Origin of the sequence: Paenibacillus typhae (assembly GCF_900099765.1) — a bacterium.
Taxonomy (GTDB): Bacteria; Bacillota; Bacilli; order Paenibacillales; family Paenibacillaceae; genus Paenibacillus_AQ; species Paenibacillus_AQ typhae.
Window position 1 is genome coordinate 174,731 of sequence record NZ_FNDX01000002.1, and the last position, 20,049, is coordinate 194,779.

Annotated in this window: 13 protein-coding genes; 6 read left to right on the top strand and 7 right to left on the bottom strand. The window is 52.6% G+C overall.

The genetic code is table 11. The annotated features are described in order from the left end of the window. Window positions 1-91: 91 nt before the first annotated feature. Together BLR64_RS02445 and BLR64_RS02450 are read right to left on the bottom strand one after the other, a co-directional pair. A complete protein-coding gene (locus BLR64_RS02445; protein WP_090711870.1) occupies window positions 92-3,637 on the bottom strand; it encodes an alpha-amylase family glycosyl hydrolase in 3,546 nt (1,181 codons plus the stop codon). A gap of 484 nt (window positions 3,638-4,121) precedes the next feature. Continuing rightward, entirely contained in the window at window positions 4,122-8,021 is a 3,900-nt protein-coding gene (locus BLR64_RS02450; RefSeq protein ID WP_090711872.1) for a discoidin domain-containing protein, read from the bottom strand. Between the two features lie 290 nt (window positions 8,022-8,311). Between BLR64_RS02450 and BLR64_RS02455 the strand changes: the two genes are divergently transcribed. Then, entirely contained in the window at window positions 8,312-10,030 is a 1,719-nt protein-coding gene (locus BLR64_RS02455) for a methyl-accepting chemotaxis protein (protein ID WP_090711873.1), read from the top strand. 116 nt (window positions 10,031-10,146) lie between these two features. Here the strand turns inward: BLR64_RS02455 and BLR64_RS02460 are convergent, their stop codons facing one another. The 3 genes from BLR64_RS02460 to BLR64_RS02475 form a co-directional block, all read right to left on the bottom strand. After that, window positions 10,147-10,491, bottom strand: a complete 345-nt coding sequence (locus BLR64_RS02460) for a hypothetical protein (RefSeq protein ID WP_090711875.1) — start codon at window positions 10,489-10,491, stop codon at window positions 10,147-10,149. A 301-nt stretch (window positions 10,492-10,792) separates the two neighbouring features. Next, entirely contained in the window at window positions 10,793-11,473 is a 681-nt protein-coding gene (locus BLR64_RS02470) for a M14 family metallopeptidase (RefSeq protein ID WP_090711877.1), read from the bottom strand. Window positions 11,474-11,652: 179 nt separating this feature from the next. Next, window positions 11,653-12,867: an MFS transporter gene (locus tag BLR64_RS02475; protein WP_090711879.1), complete on the bottom strand. Its 1,215-nt coding sequence runs from the start codon at window positions 12,865-12,867 to the stop codon at window positions 11,653-11,655. A gap of 155 nt (window positions 12,868-13,022) precedes the next feature. Here BLR64_RS02475 and BLR64_RS30180 point away from each other — a divergent pair, with 155 nt between their 5' ends. The 5 genes from BLR64_RS30180 (at window position 13,023) to BLR64_RS02495 (ending at window position 16,965) form a co-directional block, all read left to right on the top strand. Then, window positions 13,023-13,193, top strand: coding sequence for a hypothetical protein (locus tag BLR64_RS30180; protein ID WP_167360579.1), 171 nt, complete (start codon window positions 13,023-13,025; stop codon window positions 13,191-13,193). Between the two features lie 158 nt (window positions 13,194-13,351). Continuing rightward, window positions 13,352-14,287, top strand: coding sequence for a LacI family DNA-binding transcriptional regulator (locus BLR64_RS02480; protein WP_167360580.1), 936 nt, complete (start codon window positions 13,352-13,354; stop codon window positions 14,285-14,287). Between the two features lie 88 nt (window positions 14,288-14,375). Continuing rightward, on the top strand, window positions 14,376-15,641 hold the full coding sequence (locus tag BLR64_RS02485) for an MFS transporter (RefSeq protein WP_090711883.1): 1,266 nt from the start codon (window positions 14,376-14,378) through the stop codon (window positions 15,639-15,641). Window positions 15,642-15,720: 79 nt separating this feature from the next. Continuing rightward, on the top strand, window positions 15,721-16,506 hold the full coding sequence (locus BLR64_RS02490; RefSeq protein ID WP_090711885.1) for a GNAT family N-acetyltransferase: 786 nt from the start codon (window positions 15,721-15,723) through the stop codon (window positions 16,504-16,506). Between the two features lie 102 nt (window positions 16,507-16,608). Further along, window positions 16,609-16,965: a DUF4190 domain-containing protein gene (locus tag BLR64_RS02495; protein WP_090711887.1), complete on the top strand. Its 357-nt coding sequence runs from the start codon at window positions 16,609-16,611 to the stop codon at window positions 16,963-16,965. An 89-nt stretch (window positions 16,966-17,054) separates the two neighbouring features. On the opposite strand, the gene BLR64_RS02500 is transcribed toward BLR64_RS02495, so the two are convergent. Both BLR64_RS02500 and BLR64_RS02505 read right to left on the bottom strand, forming a co-directional pair. Then, on the bottom strand, window positions 17,055-18,263 hold the full coding sequence (locus BLR64_RS02500) for a response regulator (protein WP_090711889.1): 1,209 nt from the start codon (window positions 18,261-18,263) through the stop codon (window positions 17,055-17,057). After that, window positions 18,260-20,026, bottom strand: a complete 1,767-nt coding sequence (locus BLR64_RS02505) for a cache domain-containing sensor histidine kinase (protein WP_090711891.1) — start codon at window positions 20,024-20,026, stop codon at window positions 18,260-18,262. Before BLR64_RS02505 ends, BLR64_RS02500 begins: the two co-directional genes overlap by 4 nt. Window positions 20,027-20,049 lie beyond the last annotated feature (23 nt).

Sequence of the window (20,049 nt, forward strand, 5' to 3'; positions counted from 1 at the left end):
CAGATTCTATTGATACACTTTTGTTCAATGATATAAAACCCCTTGCACTATGGCAAGGGGTGCTATATGTTCCTTTATTTGATAACCGCTTCTACTTTAAATAGGTGCCGCTCTCACCGATCCCGCCGCTGCCGTTCAGCACGTAGACTCTGGCATTGCCTTTGCCGGAGCAGTTCAGTGTGATGGTGCCATTCGTTACACTTTTGATGTCTCCCGTCACAGCATCCACATAGGTGCCATTAGGAATGCCTGTGAAGGTAGCGTTGCCGGAGATGGTGACCAGTGCAAAGCTGTCGATGCCTTTAGAGGCGTCGGTATATCTTCTTTTAAAGGCCAGATTACCACTGACGTTCTCTGTGGAGTATTGGCCCTTTTGCAGCGCAGGTACGGCTCTTCTGATCAGATTGAGCTGCCGGATGTGCTTGGCCAGCGGATGGTTCAGTGATTCAGCGAGAGTACCCGTAGCGTTCGTATATCTTCCAAAATCCTGTACGGTGACGCTGCCTTCAATATTATCGCCGAAATAAGCGCGTCCTGTTGTGCTAAGCGGCGCATTCGGGCCAACGTCAATCGCTTTACCCTTCTGGAACTCGATTTCCGAGCCGTAATAGATGGCCGGGATGCCGCGGAAGGTAAACATCAATGCCAGGTTCTCCGCCCAGGTATCCTGAGTTCCGGCAAAACGCTGGTTTTCCGGCGCCTGGTCTGGTGCGTAGTCATGGGAATCCACGTAAGTCACGTTCCAGGTAGCATCATTGTAGAACTGGTCTCCGCTGCGCATACTGAACGCTTCCTGCGCTGTTTTGAACGCCCAGTGCATCGGGAAGTCGATGACGTCCATGCCCGATTTCATGGAGTAGTCCGGAGTATGATAATTGTTGCCGATCAGAAAAGCATTATTTGACGTCGGCTGGCCCGCAGTTGTGGCGTTATCCGCCCATTCCTGTTCAACGGACAGCTTGTTGGAAGCGTAGTCATTTTGACCATCGCCGGGGTAGGACTTTGCCGACTTCCAGGTATAGAACGGCGTCGAAATCGCCGGAATGCCGCTGTTCCAGACATCTCTGTAGCGGGTAGCGACCTCACCGAAGATGAAGAAGCCCGAGCCGCCTCTTTCCTTCCACGCCGGAACAAAGTATTTGTTAAAAATATACCGGCTGACATGCTTCACCGTATCCACCCGGAAAGCGTCAACGCCCATATCGATATACTGGTTGTAGCTGTCGATCAGATACTGGTTGACCACCGGATTCTCGGTGTTGAGGTCCACACAATCCCCGGCGATCTGCCCGGTCTGGACAGTATATGACTCCCAGGAAAGGCTTTTTTCCGTGTGATAGATATTGTCATTGGTCTCGGCAGTCTTCATCAGGGCCAGTCTGGCCTGATACTGCTGATCCGGGGTCATGGAGTCGTAGTTGGCAGGCAGCTTGTTGGTTATTTTGAGCAGATTCGCGATGGTATCCGGTTTGGTCGCATCCTTTTTGAACATCGGGAACAGGTTCTCCTCGCCGAAGTTGCCGGTATGATTGACGACGATATCCTGAATGACCTTGATGCCCTTGGCATGGGCGGCGTTGATCAGATCCTGGTAGGAGGCGCCTGCGGACTCGTATCTCGGATCGACTTTGGCAAAATTAATCGCGTGATAGCCGTGGTAATCGTAACCGCTGGCATTCTGAACAACAGGTGTAATCCAGATGGCGCTAAAGCCGAGCGCTTTGATGTAATCCAGCTTTTGGATCAGTCCCTTGAAATCCCCTCTCCAGGCAGGGTCGGAATCCGGGTTGCCGGCCTTGGCATCATCCCAGGCATGGGCATTGTTGCTGGTATCGCCGTCATAGAAGCGGGAGGTAATCACAAAGTATATGGAGTCTTCACGGAAATCCCCTTTGCTGCCGATGCTGTAGACAAAGCTTTGGGTCGTCCGGTTACCGGCGGCGTCAATCACCAGTAATTTCAGAGTCGTTGTTTTGGAGATCAGAATCTGCGGCCCGGTCAGCCCGGCAAGCGCATTACCTGTGAGGTACAGCTTTGAGCTGGTAGTAGGCTCTGTTCCGTCATCCGTATAATAGGCGGTTACTGCTGCAGCTTTGTTGTCTTTAATGTTAAAAGAGACATTTACCGCTGTAGCCGACTGCCCTACCGGCAGATTCGGCGTAATGGCCGGTGGCTGCAGATCGGCATTCAGGTCAATCACATAGGCAAAAGAGGACACACTTCCTGCAACGCCGTCCGCGTTCACGCCAAACGCTTTGATCGTCATCGAGGACGATACCTGGATTGGAGCCGTATACAAGGCTGAGGCTATCGTAGGTGTAGAGCCGTTAGTTGTATAGTAAATTTTATCACCGGTATTGCTGCTAGATAGTGCAACCGTTTGTGCCGCATCGTAGGTTTTTGGAGCCGGCGAGACTGTGATGACCGGTGTCTTCAGCGCCTCGGGATTAGCGGTATACCAGACGTTGTCTGTGTAGTACCAGCTCTCTTTTACATTGCGGGTTAAATCGCCTGTCTGTTTGCCGTTGCTGTCGTTAAAAATCAGGCTGGTGCTTGCCGCACCGGGAATGGTGTAGCTGTACCAGTCATTACCGTCGGATTTCATCAGAATGCCTGGCCAGGCTCCGCTGACCGGTACTGTGGACGGACCCAGGTTCCAGTAATGGATACGCATTGCCGAATTCCAGCCTGACGGCTTTTTCACATGGACCGTAATGCCGGCTGCCGTTGCTGTTGGTGATGGGGTTACGCTGGCTGTTGGAGTTGCTGTAGGTGTATTCGTTGGTGATGGTGTTGGTGTTGCGGTTGGTACTGGAGTTGGTGATGGCGTAACTACTGGAGTAGGTGAAGGAGTAGCAGATGGAATTGCTGTTGGCTGGACTGTCGGCACCGGAGTTGCCGTTGGTGTTGGTGTTGTTCCGGGCAGAACCGTTAAATAATCGATATTGATATTACCGCTGTCAGTTGAATCGTATTTGTAGGTGATGGTGTTGCTGCCCGCCTGCAGGCTGAGTGATTCGGTCTGTTCGCCCCAGGTGTCCCAACTGCTTAGACTTGCAAGTGTAGTTTGCTTGACTTTGGTCCCGTTCACATAGACAGATACCGTCTTGGCACTGCCAGTCGCGTTCGCATAACGCAGAGTTGCGTTGTATGCGCCTGCAGCTGAAGCCTGCACTGTAAAAGCTGTAGCTGCGCCGCTGGCCGTGTACCCGTCCACAAAGCCTGCTCCCGAGTAGCCGGTATGATTGGTGTTTACTTTTGCCCCGCCTGTTAATGCTGCATTCTCCGCTTCATATCTGCCGGCAGAGGGAATGGTTACGGTCCAGTTTTTGCCGCCGTTATTGTCCCAGCTGTCGGTTGGAGCGGTGATGTGATAGCAGTACGTCAAGGTTGCTCCTTCAGCGACTGCCAAATTGGCCGTGAAGGTCGTTCCGTTCCTCAACATTGCGGTGTCTGTAACGCTAGACCAGTTATTTGTTGTCCAGTGGAGGGTTACAGCCGTTGCCGTGCTGTTAGTGTAAGTAACGGTATAATTGGTATTGCTGGCGGACGCACCGCCTGACGCACCGAACAAGCTGAAGCATATCGCAAAAATAACCAGCCAGGATAGAAAACGCCTCGTTTTATTTCTTACCAAATAGACAACCTCCTGATCGAATGTTTGATATTGAAGCCAACATCTTTAATGCGCAAACGTTTGCAAAAAAGGTAATAAAAGAACTTCCGGCTATTGGCCATCATTGCCTGTGCTAAACATAAACCATCCATCACCCCCATGGATTGAGCGGAAAAGCTCCATTGTATGCGCTTGCATAAATGAGATGAAATAAAGCGGTATCCGCCGCTTCTGCTCCAATGAATTTTTCCTGATTCTGATTATAGTATCGACAGCTGAGCGCGGTCAATGGATCTTTCGAGCTAATATCCGGAACTTTATCTGGTTAATACTCCTTATTACTACTGATTAGACAATCAGAAACCGGTTTCCTGATTTTTCGCTTAAATAACGCTTTCTGCCTGATATTCTAGTTCAATTTACTCCATTAATAATTAATTACTTTAATTTTATTCTCAAAAAAGAGAGGGTCTGAAGACCCCCTCCTCCCTGCCGGCAGGCACTATCAATTGTTAATGGTCAAATTAAAACCGGACTGGATGTAGTTGAGATTCGGATAAGCAATATTGCTTGTGACGAGATTGTTGAAGGTTGCCGATCCATTGCCTGTATAGGTATAAATGGCAGCACCTTTATGCGGTCCCGAGAAGCGTGAGGTTGTAATTCCGTCGAGACCTGTACCATTAATATTAATGTTGTTAAATACTATGTTTTCGAATCCGCCGCCATAGCCGAACTGGATCGCATCACGCTGGGTATTGATGATATCAATATTGGTAAAGGTGACATTTTTGACGGCATCATTGGAGGCTTCCAGGTCGATGGCCCCCCTTTCCCCGTTGTAAAGATCCTGGCTGGTACCGCTGTTAATGATCGTTGTATCCGAGAACACAATGCCGGTATTATTCTGGAAATGGTAGCCAGGGAACACGGTATTCATCCGGATGCCTGAGCCGCCTACTGTATCAATAATGTAGTTATGATCCGCCTTATGTCCGCTTCCTCCGAAGAAAGCAATCGCTGCTGCCCGCCAGTTATTTTCAATCGTATTGTACGAGAACGTATTATTTACTCCGGCCGGGGCCCCGTTAGTGTTGCTGGTCCAGACGGCGAGCCCGTCATCCCCGTTATTGCGGATGCTGCTGTTGCGCACGGTAGAATAGCTGGTGCCCTGGGAAAAGTTGATGCCGTCTGCGAGATTGTTGCGGATCCGGCTGTTCTCAACAACCAGTCCGGTTGCATAGATTGCCGGGGTATGCGCATAATCCCCAACCCACATTCCACATTCAAAATGCTCCACCCACACATCATGAATCACCGAGTTGGTGCCGAAATTGTCCATAAAGCCTTTATAGATGGCATTCTGGCCATAACGTGAACGCAGGTTGGAATTCATGTAGACATTGCTGAAATCAAGCTTTCCGGTGACACGCAGGGAGATACCTCCCCCGGCTGCATTCGGATTGGTGAACTGCATATTGGTATGCCAGAAGCCGGCGCCGGTTATGGTGATGTTGTTGATCTTGCTGCTGACCGAGCCGATCTCCCACATGCTGCCTAAGTTAAAGGTTCCTTCCGGGATATACAGCGTTTTGCCCGCAGCGACTGCTGCCGTAACGGCTGCTTTGAAGGCGGGCAGATCATCCTGGCCGTCATTGGCCACTGCGCCGTGGTCTGTAACGGCTACCGAATTTGCAGGACGGGCAATGGCTGCAGGAACCGGTTCAATCTCCAGAAAGTCCACGCCGTATTCATAGGCATCTCCGTTATTTTTCTGGATGCGGATGGTGTCTCCGGCCTTGAGTGCCGTATCCAGCTTCCAGTGTACTTCATCGAAGCGGAACAGCGGACGTCCGCCGCCTGGTGCGTCTGACGGCATATCACCGGAGAAATACTGCCAACTGTAATAAGAGGTTAGGGCAACCGTCTTGACCTTGCTGCCGTTGACATAGACATCCAGTGAACCGTTAAGTCCCATGCCGTCCGGGGAATCTGGCATCGTAAAGCGCATCGTTACCCCTGCTCCGCCCTGCCCGGATCTTACGGTCCATTCGGCATAAGAGCCGTTCGACGGAAGGGCAATGTACTTCTGCCCGGAAGCTTCCGATGCAGTAAGAGACTGGTCGAAGGTCGGGGCTGTTCTGATTACCGCTGCCCCGCCTCTCACTGCATCCTCTGTGTCGTATTTGCTGTATGGCATGCTTGCTCCGCGCAGGGCGTAGACTACCAGATTTGAGGTGCTGGTATTGTTATTCTGCTTGGAAGCGGCTTCATTTCCATCTGCCGCTACTGTAGCCGTTACTGTATAATTGCCGTTCACGGCTGTCCATGTTCCCGGAACGGACACTTGAACGGCCTGCCCTGCGGCGATCACGCCGTTATAAGTGCCATTAAAGCTCTGTACAGTGGCACCGGCGGCATTTTTAAGCACCACTGTTACCGGATGGGTTCCGCCGGCTGAGGCGATGATGCCCTGGTTACGGAGATTGACCGTAAAGGATACACTGCTGCCCGCTGCCGGTGTACCCGGGCTCCATGAGACGGTTCCGGTTAGGTCAGAGCTGGAAATGGGATTGACGGCAAGTGCAGAACTATGACTGTAGCTGTTATTCGTTTCATTCTGCTCAATGACCAGGTTACTTTCATCCACTTTTGCGCTTAAAGTGTAGCTGGCTGCAGCGCGTGTTCCGGCGTTAACCGATACTGTAGAGGATGCACCGGCGGCAAGCGCACCGACGGCAGCGGAACCGGCAAGCTCATTATTGAGGTAAAAGTTAACCGTGGTTGCAGCAGATGCTGAATTGCCGTTATTTTTTACGGTGGCATTCAGCGTAATTGCAGCAGCTTCATCCGGAGCTGCCGGTGTCCAGGACATACCGGTAATGGTCAGGTCGGGATTGGCAGCCGGTGAGCCGAATACCTGAAATTCAGCTATCTGTCCTGCCGGTGCACCGCTGTTGGCTGTGATATTCAGCTGCAGGCGCTTGACCGTTGCTGTTACAGGAATAGTAACGGTGTTGCCGGTAGCCGGGTTAAAGGTATAGCTCTGGGTAGAGACCAGGTTACTGAAGGTGGTCGTAGTCTGATTATGTCCGAGCACCTGAATGGTCTGGGCCCGTGTTCCCCATTCAGCGGCCGGGTTCAGCTTCAGGACAATAGAGGTAATATTTTGATTGGCCCCGAAATCCAGAGTCAGATTACTCGGGCTGCTGCCGCCTTCCCAATACGTTGCGGTGTTATTGTCGTTAGCATTTGCTGCTGTAAAGTTCTGGGTTACAGAGGAGGCTGTGATCGTTTTGCCGATTGCGATATTGCTGCCCGGCGGAGCGGTTGCTGCAGGGGTTGCGGTTGGTGAAGGCGCTATGGACTGGGTTGGCACAGGTGTAGGTGCAACCGTAGGTGTGGGCGCCGCCGTAGGAGCTGGTGTAACGGTTGGAGTCACAACTGGAGTAGGTGTAGCTGTAACGGTGTCCGCCACTGTGATCTGATCAAGATTCACGTTGGCGCTGTCACCGGCATCATATTTGTAGGCGACCGTGTTGTTCCCGGCATTCAAATTCAGCGCCTCGGTTTTTGTCCCCCATGTATCCCATCCGGAGAGGTTCGGCAGCGAGGTCTGGCGGATTTTGACCCCATTCACATAGAGGCTCAAGGTCTGTGCCGAGGTATTCCCGTTACCATACCGTAGAGTGACATTGCGTGTACCGGCAGCCGGCACGTTAACCGTAAAGGTAGTGGCCGCCCCTTGCGTCCAGTAGCCGTCAACAAAGCCTGTACCCGAAAACCCGGTGTGATCGGTATTCACCTTTGCACCGCCGGAGAGTACTGCGGATTCAGCCTGATACGTACCGGCGGCCGGTGTAGCTGTCGGTGCAGGTGTCGGCGTTGCACCGGCCGCGCCATAAATTTCAACCTCCGAGAACTGTGCGGCCGGCCAGCCGGTGTTGGCCGTCACAGTGATCCGGACGTAGCGGGTGCTGGAAGCGCTGAAGTCAACGGTCACTGCGTTGCCTGATGCAGGGTTGAATACATAAGCGGCGCTGCCGGCAAGGGTGCTGAATGAAGCTCCGTCCGGACTGCCTTGAACAGACAAGGTCTGGGTGCGCGTCTCCCAGGCAGGCGGCAGCTTCAGCACGACCTGGTCAATGCTGGTGCTTGTCCCGAGATCAACTTGAATCCATTGCGGAAATGAGCTGTTCGTACTTTCCCAGTAGGTGCCCGGATTGCTGTCTTTTACATTGTCAGGTGAGTACGTCTGGGATTGGCCGCTTGCGGTGACTGTTTTACCCGGGGTCAGATTCTGTCCACCGGCGGCAGCTACGACTCCGAAGGAACCGGCAGCCAGATACAGGGTCGAAACCAGCATCGCCGCTACAAGTGACCAGATGGCATACTTGTTACGCATGATAATCCTCCTTAGCTAAAATATGTTGGTATACACCCCCATTATAGAGACCCGGCCAGGCTGGCAATAAGAGGTAATTCTACGGGAAAGATAGGCATTTCCACGCTATTTTGCAATAAAACCCCATCCTTGTCTTTATGCAGATAACTTGCTGCTCATACATACCGTTGCCCGGGAAGCTGGTACAAAAAGTAATTCCTGCTCTTTAGATTGGAGCTGTTTTTTACGATATTAATAACATGGATTTTAATATTTATTACATCTAGAGATGAGAGAGAGTTGTTGTCGTGATGAGGTTTTTGGTCAATCAAAAGGTTTCGGTAAAAATTACGGGGTTAGTCGGGCTATCCATTGTGTTCATGATGCTCGTCGGCTTCACAGGGTACCATTACCTTAGCAAGATTAATGCAAACGCCAAGCAGATGTACCATCAATACATGGTTCCCAACGAGCTGATCAGCGGGATTATCATGGGCAACGCCCAGATCAATACGCTGCAGCTGCAGCTGATGATCCCTTCCAACCAGACAGCTGCACGGCAAAAGGAAATCAATGACTCTATCGCTGCGATCATCACGGGTAACATTGCCGCCCAGAAAGAAATCGAGTCGATCGGGATGCCGGAGGATGTGAAGCAGCTGTACGCTTCGTTTAAGGAGCTGATTCCGGTAAGCAACGAAGCCCGCGATCTGATGCTCGGCAGACTCGAAGCCAACCAGCCGGCTGAAGCTTATACTCTTTTTGAAAACGAGCTGACACCGGTCCGCACTGAAATTATGAATATACTTGAATCCATCAAAGAGCTGAACCAGAATGCGGCCGCCGAGCTGAATAGCAGCAATAAAAAAGACGCCTCAAGCAGCATGCTGGACTTGATTCTGTTGCTGGCAGCTTCGCTGCTTGTGTGCGGTACCGTAAGTCTCCTGCTCTCCCGCATGATAACCCGGCCGCTGAATAATCTGAAGTCGCTGATGCATGACGCCCAGAACGGCGATCTCTCCGTTAAAGGCAGCTACAGCTCGAAGGATGAAATCGGTGTGCTGACTGCAGGGTTTAATGAGATGATTGCCGGTCTGCGGGGCATTATCTCCAAGATCGGCGAGCACTCCCAGATGCTGTCGGTAAGCTCTGAAGAGCTGCTGGCCAGCTCCATCCAGACTGCTGAGGCCAGCAGCCACATTGCCGAAGAGATTCAGGCAGTAGCGGACGGGTCCGCTACCCAGCTCAGCAGCTCCCGGGAATGCAGCCGGGCCATGGATGAGGTATCCACCGGCATCCAGAAGGTTGCCGAGTCGGTGACTGATATCTCCGGCGTAACCAGCTACACAACCGAGCAGGCGGTACACGGCGGCGCGAAGATCACTACAGTCAGCCGTCAGCTGGATACGATACTCTCCACCTCCCAGGCATCAGCAGCGGTCATCCGCAAGCTGCATAATGACTCGCAGGAGATCGGCGCTATTGTAGACCTGATCAGAGGGATTGCCCAACAGACCAATCTGCTGGCTCTTAATGCTTCGATTGAGGCTGCACGCGCTGGTGAGCACGGACGGGGCTTTGCGGTCGTGGCCCAGGAGGTCCGCAAGCTTGCCGAGCAGTCCAACCAGTCTTCCGAGCAGATCGCTTCCATCCTCTCGGAAGTCCAGACGCTGACCGAGGAGGCCGCCTCCATGATGGACAAGGAGGGCAGCGAGATCCGTCTTGGTCTTGCCGGCATGCATGAAGCGAAAGAGACCTTTGAACAGATTGTCAGCTTCATCCAGGAGGTGAACCTGCAGCTGGAGGATGTCTCTGCCGCCGCCCAGCAGATCTCGGCCAGCTCCGAGGAGGTCAGCGCCTCCCTGATCGTAACCGAAGAGATCGCGGATTCCTCCTTCAACAAGACACAGAACGTTGCAGCTGCCTCCGAGCAGCAGACGGCAACCATGAAGGACGTCGAAGGCGCCGTCAAATCACTGAGTGTAATGGCTGAGGAGCTGCAGGAATTGTCCGCCCGGTTCAAAATCTGAGCTGTGATTCATGAGCCGTACGTCGTATCGTACTGACACTGACTTAATGCCCCGGTAATCAAAGCGGCCGCCCGGACAGATCAATCGTCCGGACGGCCGCTTTTATCTTATTCGGCTTATACTGCCAGATGCACCGAGCCGTCCTCGTAAATATCCACACGCTGGGCGCACAGAAGCATCCCCGGCCCGCTTGCTGTCCCCTTTTCCTTAAGATCTCTCTGTCTGCGTTCCCAGATTTCCCGGTCATGTATAATGTCATATTGGTAATATTGCTGCGCGCCTGCCGCCTCCATAACCTCGACAAAAATAAAATCTCCGCTGAATAACGAGCGGAACCAGTCTGCTGCCTCCGTATGGGAGCCGAACACCGGCAGTTCCTGTTCAAACCGTTCCGGCAGATAACGCTGCTTCAGCCTGCCTATTCTCACATAATACGTCTCAAGATTATCCGGAGTAATCAATAGAGTCTGCCTCCTTGGCATGAAATTTGCCTTGAAAATATCATATTCCGGGACAGTCCTTCTATGACATTGGGCATTCCACCTCATGGAAGGTTATCCGCAAGAAAAAACCGGAAGATCAGCTCTTCCGGCCTGTCGCTTAACGGATATAGTTATCAAGGGCTTTGTTGAGATCCTCCAGCACCTTCTCCTGGTTGCCGTGATGGACGGCTTTGACTACACAGTTCTCCAAGAGAAACGGCTTTGCCGTCCTTAAAGAAAAAGCTGAGCTCGCAAACAATGCGTACTCAGCATTTACATGTCAATTCATCATACCTGCTGCCTTCAGAAAATGGCGGACAATCCTCTGCTGGTATTTCACGCGCAGTGCAAAATCGAGACTCCAGCAGGTTTCCACCGTAACCGCTTTGGCCCCCAGCAGCTGCTGGACAGCCATACGCGAGGTGCCGGCACGTTCACGGTGCTTGATATTGAAGCGGTAGGAGGGAACGCTGACGGAACGGTTCATTATGCTTATAATCCGCCTCGCTGCCGAAGCCGCTCTTGTGCCACGGCTGACCATCAGGGTCTGGCCGACACGCCGGGGATTATGCTGTGACAATCCGTTCGCCTCATGCAGATCAAGATACCAGACCGGACGGTGGCGTTTGGCCAGTGCAAAAAGGGCGTCAGAAAGCGGATGTCCGGCGCGGTATTTGGCAGTATGCGGAAAAGTGCGGTTCAAATCCGGCACCCCCCTGCTCTTCCTGCGGTATGCCCGCTGGTTCACCAGCGGTACAATGATCAGCTTCCCCCGGCCCAGTGTCAGCTCACTGCGCTGAAATTTTCCTGCCAGCGCTTGGGCTGCAGCGATGCTGGCAGGCTCATTGCCGTGAATACCGGATACAATCATGAAGACCGGACCGCTCCTATGGCTGTTTATCACATAATAGGGCGTGGCGAACGCCGTATTCGGTGCAAGAGTATGCTGTCTAACAGACACTGGGCTACGCCTCCTGTCCTGTATTTCGTAGATATCTCCTTATAATGTATGCAGCCTGCCGGAACGGGTTTGGACATTTGCTGTTGCGGGCCGGATCAGGGGATTTCAGAATTTCACTATCCATTGATCCATTCTGCTATGGGCAAAAAAAGCAGAACATCACGCAGTTGTCAATCAACCTACGCAAGCCCTGCTCCTCTGTATATAATCCGGTGCACAGCCCATATGGCCAGTGCTGCAGTTACCAGGCCGCCGCCAATCCAGCAGACACCGCTCCAGCCCCAGTGCTGCCAGGCATAGCTGCCCAGCGTGGAACCAAGCGCGCCGCCGGCAAAGGTGCTGACCATAAACACGGTATTAATCCTGCTACGTGCAGCCGGTTCCAGCGCGTAAATCCGGGCCTGGTTGCTGACCTGCGTTCCCTGAACACCAAGATCAAGCACGATGACTCCGGCAACCAGGCTCCAGATGGTCAGGCCGGATAAGCCGAACAGCCCGAAGGACAGCAGGGTCAGCAGAATCAGCAAACCGATGATCCGTTTAGGCGCAACCTTGTCTGCCAAGCGTCCGACTACCGGTGCCCCTGCCGCGCCAGCTACACCGATCAGTCCAAACAAGCCGGCGATTGCACTGCTGTAATGGTATGGCGGCCCCTCCAGATAAAAAGCGAGAGAAGTCCAGAACACACTGAAAGAGCCGAACATGCAGGCACCGATCAGTGAGGCTTCACGCAGGGTGGAGTAATTCCGGACTAGCTGGACCATAGAACCAAGCAGCTCCTTATAGGAGGCGGAAGTTTCCGGTTTGGTCAGCGGAAGCAGACGGTACAGAATCACCGACAGCAGGAGCATTAAAGCAGCGGCAATCCAATACATTGCCCGCCAGCCGAAGAAATCGCCAACAATGCCGGAGACGGTGCGGGCAAGCAGAATGCCGAACAGCAGCCCGCTCATGACCGTTCCGATGACCTTGCCGCGTTCTTCCGGCCGGGCAAGCTGTGCCGAGAACGGTACGATAATCTGCGGAACCACGGTCGTAATGCCGACAGCAAAGCTGGCAATATACATCCACAGCAGGGACGGCGAAACAGCAAAGCCAACCAGCGAGAGAGCCACTGCTATCAGCAGCAGCGAAATCAGCGTCCGCCGTTCCCGGATGTCTCCGAGCGGTACAAACAGCAGCATGCCCAGTGCATAACCAATCTGCGTGAACATGGAGACATAGCCTACCGCATTGGACGATGCGCCAAACGTGCGGCCGATCTCCGCAAGCAGCGGCTGATTGTAATACAGATTAGCTACAGCAAGGCCAGAAGTAGTTGCCAGAAGCAGAATTAATCCCCTGGAAGCTCCCTTACCGGAAGGGGCAATTCCAGTTGAAGCAGTTTGGGACATAAGTAAGGTTTCCTCCGATCTAAGGGTGCTGCAGCAGGCAGCAAAAATGAATTAACTAACAATAGTATAGCAGCGCCTGTCAATGGTCTTGATGATCCGGCATAAAATGCCAGCGGCTGACTCATACTATCTTTTAGCAAACGGAGGTGACATTTATGCCAAAAAACAATGCCGATGCCAAATACAGCCGCGCCAATAACAAGGCCGACAGCAAACACAACCAGCAGAATCACGCATCTATCAGGGAGATTCCGCAAATGACAGACCCGGATAAACAGGAAGATTATGTGCCGAGTCTAAACGGAGTGACCAAAAACGAAACCTAGCCTACTTGTTCTTTAGGCTGCTCAATGTCGATACATGACTTGGGCGGCTTTTTTGCTGGCTCACTATTTCTATTAACCCCCCTTCACACGTTGACTTCCCCATGCTGCGGGTGATAGTCTTTTCTTCTAAGGCTGTTGCAGATAAAGGAGAATGCAGGATGAAGAAAGCAACGATGAAGGATATCGCGCGGCTGGCTAATGTATCGGTGGCCACGGTCAGCTATGTATTGAATAATGTCAAAAACCAGACCATTCCCGATCCCACCCGCCAGAGCATCCTGCAAATCGCCAAAGAGCTGAATTACGTCCCCAATCTGGCTGCACGCTCGCTAGTTGTTCAGCGGACAGGCATGGTCGGCATCCTCATCAACAAATCCCCGGGTCTTCCCTACTGGAAGCGCCAAAGCTATTTGTCCCTTACCGACAGTCTGGAGTCAAAGCTTACCTCTGCCGGTTACCATACACTGGTAATCAGCCTCGATCCGCTTAACCCGGCGATGGATGTCATCCGGGAACGCAAGCTGGATGCCGTTTTTGTGCTGGATGTAATGGATGAGATGTTTTACCGGATTTCTGCTAATTTCGTGGATGGTGTACCCCTGATTCTGATCGGGAGTCTGATCAATGACCGGATGTTTAATCAGGTGAATTATAATTACCCCAAGGCGCTGGAGACAGCTGTATCCGCTGCAGATGCTCCGTCATGCTTAATTATGGAGAACCACCACAACGCAGCGCTTGCAGGCTGGATTATGGACAGCTCCGGTCTTGCCAGGGAGGACATTTACATAGCCGCTGGAGAGGATCAGGGGCAGAAGGAACTTGAAGCCTTTTTGCTGCGGAGCCGCGGTAAGCATATCATCGTCATTAATGAGTTTCTGGCAAAAGCGGTCGAACGCACCGGGCTCGCTTCCTCGGTTACGGCGCTGTGCACCTGCGGCTTTCCGGAAATTGTCCAGCCGGATACACAGATCATCCGGTTTCAGAATGACCGGGCACAGACTGCGTTTGAACTGATGGTGACCCTGAAATCCGCTCCGGATGATCCGGCAATTGCCGCCGGGAACCAATTTCTGGTTGATATCTCTCCTTAATTTCTTTATAATAACTTAAACGTTTAAGTTGAGCGTTCAGTCTAAACTTGACTGCTTCTTAAGCCAAGTTATAATAGGAGGCTATGCCATGATTCCATCTGCTGCCGGCTCCGGCCAAACGGTACCTGAAGCGTCCGGCCAGTACCCGGCTTTGTACAGGAACCGGACCTTTCTTTTGCTTTTTAGTGCCAGTACCTTATCGGTTCTGGGGAATGCCTTTCATGCGCTGGCGCTCAGCCTGTGGGTGCTGCAGGAAACAGGCAGCGCAAGAATGATGAGCATCCTGACAATCAGCAATCTTCTCCTCTGCTCCCTGCTGGGCAGTGTTACAGGTACGCTTGCCGACCGGATGAACCGCAGAACACTGATTATGTGCTCCTATCTGGTCCAGAGCATAGCCGTGCTGGCAATAGCCTTCACGCTCACCCTGATTTCCCCGTCCTACATCCTTATCATTTGCCTGACCGGCATTGTGACCGCAGCCGGCCAGTTCCAGGCCCCTGCCTTCCAGGCTTCGCTGCTCCCGGTCGTCGGTAAAGATTACATACAGCAGGCGGCGGGCTGGATGACCCTGTCCGAGAATATCTCCCGGACGCTTGGCTATGCCTTGGGCGGTATATTTGTCGCAGCCGTCGGCGGAGCCTGGGCCGTATTCGTAGACGGGATGACGTTTATGCTCGCGTGCCTGCTGGTTGCAGCCGCGGGCTCTTTTGCAGGTAATTTCCCTGCCGCTGATCATTCGGCCCGCTCCTTTAAACAGGATGTGGCCGGAGGCTTCCGCTACATCTGGGGCCATGCTTTTGCCAGATCCATTACGATTCTGCTGCCGGTGCTCACCATGTTCTTCCTGTCCTGCCTGATGCTTACCCAGGTAATGGCCGTTCAGATCTGGAAAGCGACGCCTTTTCAGTTCGGACTGCTCGAGAGCAGTATTCCGCTCGGCTATATGCTGGGTTCAGGAATGATTATTCTGGCAGGAAAACGACTTAAGCACCGCGGCATCATAGTGTCTGCAAGCCTGATGCTGCTCGGTCCGCTCTATATCCTTCTGTCCGTCACCTCAGCGATGAACACGGCTCTTCCCGTCATTCTGCTGATCGGCTTCACCTTCTCCTTCAGTACCCTGCTGATCAATATCATCCTCAGGCTGGAGGTGCCCGGAGAGCTGCAGGGCCGCATGTTCGGCGTACTGGGCTCACTGATGAGTGTTGCCCCTCCGCTCGGGTTGGCGGTGTTCTCAGCAGGTGCGGATGTTTTCGGAGTCTCCATAGTCATGGGCGCTGCAGGAGTATTGCTCAGCCTGTTCGGTACCTCGGCAGTGCTGATGCTTAAGCAGATCCGCAGATATAAGTAGAGCCAGTCAGGACTGTTTTATAGTAAAATGTGGAGAATCATAAACAAATAGCGTTTGACGAAAAAGAGGTGAAAAAGATATGAGCAACTATGATGATATCATGCGTTACCTGCGGAGAAATCCGCTGAAAAATGTGACACCGCTAAAAATGATGACTGCCTATCATCAGGTTATGGACAGTTATTTGGTGGAACAAGCAGAGCATTGGGGGATTCTGCTGCTATTGCCGGCAGAAGCCTATTATTACGACCGGGAGGCATATCCTGAAGCAGATTACATTGTGCTTATGGACTACAGCAGTCTCGAGACGGTTCCTGACCTCATAAACAGGATACCCGCTGATGCCAAACTGGTGTTCAAGCTCCAGCAGGAAGCGAGGCTAGCTGTCACCCCTTATTTCCCGCTTACACAGGTCCGCAGCTTCTATTCCTTCAGCACCACCCCCGGCCAAATATTCAAACCGGATAAGGAAGCTGTCGTTAGCGAACAGATAGATGAGCGCCTGCTGCCGCTGTGGATGAAGAACGGCTATACACCGGAGGAGCTTGTACACTATTTTGAGGACGGAGCGTTTTCGGTAGCTATTTACAAAGATACGACCCCATTCAGTACCTGTATCGTTTTCCGCAACGGGGAGCAGATCTGGGAGATCGGGGCAGTACATACGGCAGATTCCGGGCGGAGACAGGGGTTGGCTGCCCGTGTAGTCAGTACGGCGCTTTATCACACCATGGCGCGTGGTTACATACCGAGATATCAGGTGCAGGATACCAATATAGCGTCCATCCGGCTTGCTGAAGCAGCCGGGCTTACACTGGCAGTCAAGCTGGAGCACTGGATCAATTACACCCCGGAGCATAAATAAGTGAAACTGGGGTCTGCTATACCCGAAACGAATGTAATATAATGGACGTATGAGCTTTTAATAAAGACGAAGCAACCATTACTTTTTAGAAGGAGTTTATTCATGAATTATCAACCGTATGGTCAGCAACAGGATTATTATTCACCCCCGCCGCCTCCGCCGGCACACACTAACGGCAAATCCATTGCCTCTCTGGTACTGGGGATTCTCTCCATCGTAACCCCTTATATCGGCCTTCTCTTCGGAATCGTGGCGATTATTCTGTCCGCGTTATCCCTGAAGGAGATCCGCAACCGTTATGAGGGCGGCCGGGGCCTGGCCATAGCCGGACTGGTCTGCGGGATTGTCGGCACGATTATTTACGCCCTGCTTATCCTGTTGTTCGTTGTAATTATTCTGTTTGCAGCCGGAGCAGAGGACAGCATCAGCAACTTCTATTTCAACACCAATAATATCTAAACAGTGAAACGGAATATAAAGAGAGAAACGCATTCCAAATCAAAAAGAAGCAGCAGACACCGGTTTCGATACCGGAATCTGCTGCTTTTTTACTGCGGAGGGGTCCCTTTCGACAGCTGAATGTTGATATTCGCCTGCTGGCGGTATTCGGTCGGCGTAAGCCCGGTCCTTTTACGGAACATTTGGGTAAAATGCTTCATGTCCTGGTAGCCGACCCGCTCAGCAATTTCGGCCAGCTTCAGCTTCGGATTCAGCAGCAGCAGCTTGGCCTGCTCCAGCCGGAGCGAGGTTACATATTCCTTATAGCCCTGTCCGGTCTTCTGCTTGAACAGCTGGCTGAAATAAGCCGGATTGAGAAAAACGACCGAAGCCATCCGCTCCAGGGAAAGGTCTTCGGCATAATGCTCCCGGATATAGTGCAGCGCCACTTCAACCGCCTTCTCCCCGCTGCCCTTGACCGGCTCCAGCTCAAAGGCCTGCGAAGCCGAGGCCTCCCGCATCCGCTTCACCACTTGCGGTACGGAGCTGAAGTCATGGCTCAATCCGGAATACAGCAGCTGGAAGGGGATTTTCAGATAATGGCTAAGATGCTCCTGCACCTCCGCCTGAAACTGTCCGATTCGCGCATGTTCTTCCAATGTGATCAGACCCAGCAGGCTACGCCGGTCATAGCTGACCACAAAACCGCGCCCGTGCCGCTCCACCAGCTCCGACAGCACATTTTCCACGATAAAATGCTCCAGCCTGACCCCGCCTTCACCAGGTTCAAGCTGCACCATCACCAGATAATAGCTGCTGTAGTCCGCGATAAAAGGGCTCAAATCCAGATTGCCGATATCCAGGCCCGATGCCAGACGCTGAAATACCCCTTCCCGTAGGAAGCGGAGGCTGGCCCGCAGCCGCTCCCCCTGCCTAGATAAATCGCTGTCCTGCTGAATCTCTTCGGTCAGATTGCCGATAATCTCCTGCAGCTTGCTTTTGCCGATCGGCTTGAGCAGATAATCCCGGGCACCCAGCCGGACGGCCTCCTGGGCGTAGGCAAATTCGCTGTGGGCCGAGATGACCACCCATTTCACATAGGGAAATCTGCGCCTTGTGATCTTCATGAATTCCAGTCCGCTCATCCCGGGCATCAGAATATCAGTCAGGACAATGTGAATATGCTGCTCCTCCATCAGCCTGACCGCATCCTCGGCCCGTTCCGCAACATATACCTCATACTTAGGGTAGAGATGCTTGATGGTGCGCATGATGCCTTCGCGGATAACCCGTTCATCGTCGGCAATGAGTATGTTCACGTAATCAGGTCTCCTTCCCCGGTCAGCGGCAGCAGGATCGAAACTCTGGTCCCGGTCCCCGGATAGCTCTGAATCTGCAGCCCGTAGCTCTCCCCAAACATATGCTGCAGGCGGCGGTGCAGATTTTGCAGTCCGATTCCGCTTTTGCCGGATTCTCTGGGACCTCTTCCATCCAGAGAATTCAGCAGGTGCGCAAGCTCCGTTTCCGTCATGCCGTTGCCGTTATCTTCTACCACCAGTTTAAGTATATTGTCTTCCTCGCAGGTATACACCTTGAGAATCCCCTGACGGTCCAGCGGCTCCAGACCATGCTTCACAGCATTCTCAATAACCGGCTGCACTGTCATCTTCGGCACCTTGATGTCCAGCCAGCGCTCGCCGATATCCGTTACGATCTGCAGCCGGCCTTCCAGGCGGATCGAGATAATGGCCAGGTAATGGCCGGTCTGCTCCAGCTCCTCCGCAAGTGTCACCTCTGCCCCGTCTTCCCAGTGGCTGCTGTAACGGAACATCGACGACAGGGAGAGCACCAGCTCACCAAGCTGTTCATTGCCCTCCTCATCCAGCATCCAGTAGATCATATCGAGCGTGTTGTACAGAAAATGCGGATTCACCTGGGACTGCAGCGCTTGGAGCTCGGCGTTCTTTTCACTGACGGACGAGAGCTTCACCCGTTCAATCAGCTCTTCGATCCGCCGGACCATCCGGTTAAAGGCTGCAACAAGAATGTTAATCTCCTGATAGGACGACACATTGACCATTCCGCGGAAATTTCCGACCTCCACCTGCCGCATTTCGCGGATAACCTTCTTCAGCGGGGAAGAAATGGTCCTGGAGACAATGAACGCAATCAGCGTGGATACCAGGATTAGAATCGAAATAACGATCAGCAGATACCGCTTCATCTCAACCAGCTCCACATTGAGATCCTTATCCGGTGTAATCGACATGACCCACCAGCCTGAAAAAGAGAGCTTCGAGGCCACAATCAGCCTGTCCGTCTCCTGCTTCACCATCACATCCTCATAGTCCGGCAGGGCGGGGAGATTCTCTACTGCCGGTGTAGGATCAGTAGCCGAGGAGACAAAACGGCCGTCCTGCGACATCAGATACACCTGGCTGTGTGCACCGAGTTTCAGGTTATCAAGGGCATCCAGCACCGGCTCGGGATTGGTCTCATACAGGACAATGCCGATCGGCTTATGCTCATTGAGGTCAAAAATCTGCCGTCCGAAAGCGAATACAGGACTGTCCTCCACCTGGTCGATCAGCGAATGCTCATAGACGCCGAGCCAGACCATTTTACCGGAGGAAGCCTGCAATTGCTTGTACCAGTCTGTTGTTTTATAATGCGGATCGACCACATTCATATAGTTGCCGTAATTATAGATTTTGCCCTTGTCCGTAATGACATGAATGCCTACGAGATCATCACGCGAATAAAAAATAGAGCCGATTATATTCGTAATCGTCTGTTCGTTAATATAGGCCACCGCCGGTTCATCGGTTGTTTCATTGAGCAGGCGGATCATTTCAAAGTTATTGCTGAGTGACTTCGACAGCGCGTCATATCCCTTATAGAGCAGAGTGAACAGCCCGGCCGTCTGGGCGACATTCTTCTGCGACAAATCGCTGATTTTTTCATGCAGCTGCTCGGTAGTCCGGTTATAGTACAGCAGACTGACGCTTAACAGAATACTGGACATGCAAAAAAGAAACAGCAGAAACAACCGGTAATGGATGGAATGAAAGCCGTTTCGCATAAGACTCTCCTCCCTCGCCCCAC